The sequence below is a fragment of the Bradyrhizobium sp. P5_C11_2 genome (assembly GCF_054049755.1).
This window is the reverse complement of sequence record NZ_JBFULT010000536.1, coordinates 1-5237: the sequence shown is the minus strand read 5'-3', so window position 1 is coordinate 5237 and position 5237 is coordinate 1. Positions and strand designations below refer to the sequence as shown.

3 protein-coding genes and 3 pseudogenes are annotated in these 5237 nt (G+C 62.5%); all 6 read left to right on the top strand.

Features of this window, described 5'->3' with window-relative positions; all coding sequences use genetic code 11:
- A pseudogene (locus ACXJL8_RS33245) lies at positions 1-199 on the top strand (ISL3 family transposase); the annotation flags it as partial.
- Between the two features lie 43 nt (positions 200-242).
- Positions 243-659 (top strand): annotated as a pseudogene (locus ACXJL8_RS33240) (transposase); the annotation flags it as partial.
- 466 nt (positions 660-1125) lie between these two features.
- Positions 1126-1416, top strand: coding sequence for a hypothetical protein (locus ACXJL8_RS33235; RefSeq protein ID WP_456686319.1), 291 nt, complete (start codon positions 1126-1128; stop codon positions 1414-1416).
- A 215-nt stretch (positions 1417-1631) separates the two neighbouring features.
- Positions 1632-2525, top strand: coding sequence for a formylglycine-generating enzyme family protein (locus ACXJL8_RS33230; protein WP_456686318.1), 894 nt, complete (start codon positions 1632-1634; stop codon positions 2523-2525).
- Between the two features lie 125 nt (positions 2526-2650).
- Complete coding sequence (locus ACXJL8_RS33225; RefSeq protein ID WP_456686317.1) at positions 2651-4219, top strand: arylsulfatase; 1569 nt, start codon at positions 2651-2653, stop codon at positions 4217-4219.
- A 147-nt stretch (positions 4220-4366) separates the two neighbouring features.
- Positions 4367-5237: pseudogene (locus ACXJL8_RS33220) on the top strand (IS3 family transposase); the annotation flags it as partial.

Here is a 5237-nt window from a genome sequence, read left to right as displayed (position 1 = left end):
CCCCTGCGGCGTGGCGGCATTGGAGACCTTCGCGGCTGGCTTGGCGCAGGACGGGCCGGCGGTTCGGGCGGCGCTGACGACGCCCTGGAGCAACGCGCAGGCTGAAGGGCAGATCAGTCGGCTGAAGATGCTCAAGCGTACCATGTACGGCCGCGCCAGCTTCGCACTCCGCCGCCGCCGCGTGCTCCTCGCTGCCTGATCCACGCAAAGTGCGGAAGAACCGCGAAGCCGAGGGAGGATCAGGAGCGAAGGTGCATCTAGCCGTGGACACGCCCGGCCATGTCGTGGCGCTGCACGTGACGCCCGCCAGTACCGACGACCGGGCCGAGGTCGGCCGTCTGGCCGCCGAAGTTCAGGCGGAGACGAGCGACAGCGTCGAGCTGGCCTTTGTCGACCAAGGCTATTCCGGCCCCAAACCCGCAGATGCCGCGCGTGCCTACGGCATCGACTTGGAGGTGGTGAAGGCGCCGCAGGCCAAGCGCGGTTTCGTCCTGCTGCCGCACCAGTGGGTGGTGGAGCGCTCCTTCGCTTGGGCGACCCGCTGTCGGCGGCTGGTCAAGGATTATGAGCGCTACGCCAGTACGTTGGCTGGTCTGCACATGGTCGCCTTCGTCTGCCTCATGCTCAAGCAGGCCGAAAAGCTTATGAAAAGTGCATAACAGTCTCTAGGCAGCGCTCGTACACCAGAAATGGACCGGCGATCTCCCCGACAACAGACTCGGCGACCTTCCGAGTCATCAACGGTAGTGACTTGTCGGTGTGCCCTTCGCGGGTCAGCTGCATTCAATAGCGAGTCTGAGATTTAGCGGCAGCCTATCCGCCCAGTATAAATTATCCGTCACGTGTCCCAGCTTCCCATTCCTAGTGTGGGGCCGCCGGCGCACTCCCGCCAAGCTTATCTCTCCAGGCGAGTGTATTTCACCGCGTCCACTTGACATACATCAATATAAAACGCTTACTACACAAGTGATTCACCGTCGGCCTGACACCGATCACAGACGTGGCGAAGCGACCTGCCGGTCCACGCTGAGCGTGGGTTCACGCGTGTTAGAGCTCGACGTCCTGATTTGACCGGCGTTGGATAAGAAAGCTAATTGCAGAGAACTCCAGCGAAGGGAGCAACCGATGTTGAAGCCACCGAGCCTGCTGCTCCTAGCACTTCTCACCGCTACATCTGCAAAAGCCGCGGAGGTGCCGCGCTTCAACATCAAGGCAATCTGCGGCGACGCGCCATCGCTCGGTCAAAGCTCCCAGGCAACCGTTCAGGGCTGCATGCATGACGAGACACTGGCCCGCTCACAGCTTGAGCAGCAATGGTCCGGCTTCAAAGCACAGCATCGTGAAAACTGCATTCGTGAAGTTAGCATCGGCGGGCCACCCAGTTATGTGGCCTTGCTGACATGCCTGCAAATGTAAATAGATTTTCGCGATTCGATACTTTAGGCAAATTTCAGAAGCATCACACGGAATCAAAGGCGAATAGCGCCAGCGCTGAGCGCAAGGGATCTGTCCATAACGGACGGGAGTGCAAAATGGCTGGCGCTTCGGCGACTGCATCTAACATGCCTACCCCTACGAAAATGCCGGATGTCCGCCGTGGTATGTGCTGGATACCTGGTGGAACGTTCCGGATGGGATCGGACAAGCACTATTCCGAGGAGGCGCCGGCCCACCGGGTGACCGTGGACGGCTTCTGGATCGACAAGACCCCTGTCACTAACGGCGGTTTCAAAGACTTCGTCCGCGCGACCGGTTACCGGACCGTCGCCGAGAGCCCCCCAGATCCCAAGGACTATCCGGGCGCACAGTCAAACGTGCTCTACGCCGGCTCGCTCACCTTCTTACCGCCACGAGAGCCTGGCGACATGCGCGACTGGACTCGGTGGTGGGCTTTTCTGAGGGGTGCGGATTGGCGGCATCCCTACGGACCAGGCAGCTCGATCAAGGGCCTCGACGATCATCCCGTCGTGCACGTCGCGTTACGCGACGTCGAGGCCTACGCTGCGTGGGCCGGTAAGGAACTTCCAACCGAGGCTGAGTGGGAGTTTGCGGCCCGCGGTGGTCTAGACGGCGCGGAGTACGCCTGGGGTGATGAGTTTAAACCCGCAGGACGCCAGATGGCCAACACGTGGCAGGGCGACTTCCCGCACCTCAATACCGCCACCGGAGCCGACAAGCGCACGACGCCGGTCGGCTCGTTCCCCCCGAACGGCTACGGGCTCTTCGATATGATTGGCAACGTCTGGGAGTGGACGTCCGATTGGTACAGACCGACCCATCCGGTCGATGCCTCGAAGCCCTGTTGCGTTCCTCGAAACCCGCATGGCGGGCGCGAGGAGGACAGCTTCGACCCGCGCAATCCGCAGGTACTGATCCCCTGCAAGGTCGTGAAAGGCGGCTCGCACCTATGCGCGCCGAACTACTGCCGCCGCTATCGCCCGGCGGCCCGGCACGCGCAGCCAGTCGATACTTCCATGAGCCACGTCGGCTTCAGGTGCATCCTGAAAGAGAAGGATCGGTCATGACTCACGATGACGCGCACCAAACGGATCAAACGAGCTCCGAGCCGGGAAACGCGCTCAGCCGTCGGAACATGCTCCTCGCCGGCACTTCGCTATTGACGACCGTCGGACTGATATCGAGAGCTCCGATGGCGGCAGCGCAGGCTCAGCAGCAGCCGACGCCGGCGGGGCAGAAGCCGAACATCATCGTCATCATGGGCGACGACATCGGCATCTGGAACATCGGAGCCTACCATCGTGGCATGATGGCAGGACGGACGCCCCACCTCGACCGGCTGGCTTCCGAGGGTATGCTGTTCACTGACTACTACGCCGAGGCAAGCTGCACGGCCGGGCGCGCAGCATTCATCACCGGCGAGCTGCCGATCCGCACCGGCATGACAACGGTTGGCCAAGCTGGCGCCCCCATCGGATTGCCCGCCCAGGCTGTAACCATCGCCACCGTGCTGAAAGGGATGGGCTACGCCACAGGGCAGTTCGGCAAGAATCACTTAGGGGACAAGAACGAGTTTCTGCCCACGGTGCATGGCTTCGACGAGTTCTTCGGCTACCTCTACCATCTCGATGCGATGGAGGATCCTGCCCACCCCGGCTACCCGCAGGAGCTACTGGGTCAGGTCGGCCCGCGCAACATGATCCATTCCTGGGCGACGAGCGTGGCTGATCCCACCGACGATCCGCGCTGGGGCGTCGTCGGCAAGCAGAGAATCGAGGACGCGGGACCGCTCTATCCTAAACGGATGGAGACGGTGGACGATGAGATCCGTGACCTGGCACTCGGCTTCATCGACAAGGCCAAAGCTGACGGCAAGCCATTCTTCGTGTGGCTCAATCCCACCCGAATGCACGTCACCACCCACCTGTCACCGAAGTATCAAGCTCTGCGCAACTCCCAGAACGGCTGGACCATCCATGAGGCCGGGATGGCGCAACTCGACGACGTCGTCGGGTCGGTGATGAAGAAGCTGACGGACTTAGGAGCGGACGATGACACTATCGTCGTCTTCACTACCGACAACGGCACGGAGGTTTTTACTTGGCCGGATGGCGGCCAAACTCCATTCGCCCAATCGAAGGGCACGGTCATGGAGGGTGGCTTCCGTGCCCCGGCGATGATTCGTTGGCCTGGCAAAGTGCCCGCCGGCAAGGTCGAGAACGGCGTCATTTCCGGCCTCGACTGGTTCCCAACGCTGGTCGCCGCAGCGGGCAACGCCGATATCGGCGAGGAACTGAAGAGGGGCAAAAAAATCGGCGACGCGAGCTATAAGGTGCACCTCGACAGCTACAATCAGATGGACCTGATCACCGGCAAGGGCTCGTCGAGGCGCAATGAGATCTGGTATTTCGGCGAGAGCGAACTCGGAGCCGTGCGGATTGGTGATTACAAATACCGTTTCATCGATCAACCTGCCGGGTGGCTTGGAGACAAGACCAAACCAGATGTTCCTTACATCACTAACCTTCGGCTCGACCCTTTTGAGCGCACGGGCTGGCCCGACAATGGGACCAAGAACGGCACACAGAATTACATGAACTGGTTTCTCTACGAATTTTGGCGGTTCACCTTCGTCCAACAGGAGGTGGAGAAGCTTGCGATGACGGCCATCGAGTTCCCGCCGATGCAGAAGGGCGCGAGCTTCAACCTCGAAGCAGTGAAGGCGAAGATCCAGGCCGCCCGGGCAGCGATGGCGAAATGAGCAGGACCAGCGGGGCGCGGTGAGCAGGGTCGCCAGATCGGGGGGTGAGGTGCACAAAATAACCCGGCAATATTAGATTGCTCTATTGGCGCTCTGGACTTGCCTCGAGAGAGTGGAGAGCTCTTTTCCTGAAGGAGGGGGTTTCCGATGGCAGACCGGAAGCAGACCTTTACCCCTGAGTTTCGCGCTGAGGCGGTGCGATGAGCGCAGACGAGCGGGCGGTCCCGCCGGGAGGTAGCCCCCGATCTCGGCGTCGGGCTCTCGACGCTGCGTAACTGGATCGACGGTCGGCGTGAGCGGGAGATGGACCGCCCGCCGGCCGATCGGCAGGAGGACATGGCCGCCGAGCTCAAGCGCCTGCGGCGCGAGAACGAGGTGCTGCGTCAGGAACGGGAGATCCTGAAGCGGGCCACAGCTTTTTTCGCCAAGCAGGGAAGTCGATGAGGTTCCGCCTCATCGACGCGGCGAGGAAGGACTTCCCGGTCGCGCGCCTGTGCAAGGTCCTCGACGTCAGTCCGAGCGGCTATTTCGCCTGGAAGAACCGCCCGGCCTCGACGCGCCAGCGCGAGGATCTCGTGCTGCTTGCCCACGTCCGCTCCGCCTTCACGCTCTCGCACGAGACGTATGGCAGCCCGCCCATGACCCACGAGCTGCGCGAGCAGGGTTGGGCGGCACGTCGGCGGCGCGTGGCCCAGCTGATGCGGGAGAACGGGCTCAAGGCCCGCCAGCCGCGCCGCTTCCGGCGCACCACGGACAGCGGCCCTGCCGTTCCAGTGGCGCCCAACCACCTCGACCAGGACTTCACGGCGGCGGGGCCGGATCGGAAGTGGGGCGCGGACATCTCCTACGTCTGGACGCGGGAGGGCTGGCTGTACCGGGCTGGCTGTACCGGGCGGTGGTCCTCGATCTGTACTCCCGACGGGTCGTGGGCTGGGCGGTGGGCGATCGCCTTCACAAGGAACTTGCACCGGCTGCGTTGCGACGTGCCCTTGTCGTTGTCGTCCGACAAACCGGACCA

Bases quoted from the DNA above. Each gene is read 5' to 3' on its own strand.
- ACXJL8_RS33225 (WP_456686317.1), top strand. From the start codon at position 2,651: ATGGCGGCAGCGCAGGCTCAGCAGCAGCCGACGCCGGCGGGGCAGAAG.
- ACXJL8_RS33230 (WP_456686318.1), top strand. From the start codon at position 1,632: ATGGGATCGGACAAGCACTATTCCGAGGAGGCGCCGGCCCACCGGGTG.
- ACXJL8_RS33235 (WP_456686319.1), top strand. From the start codon at position 1,126: ATGTTGAAGCCACCGAGCCTGCTGCTCCTAGCACTTCTCACCGCTACA.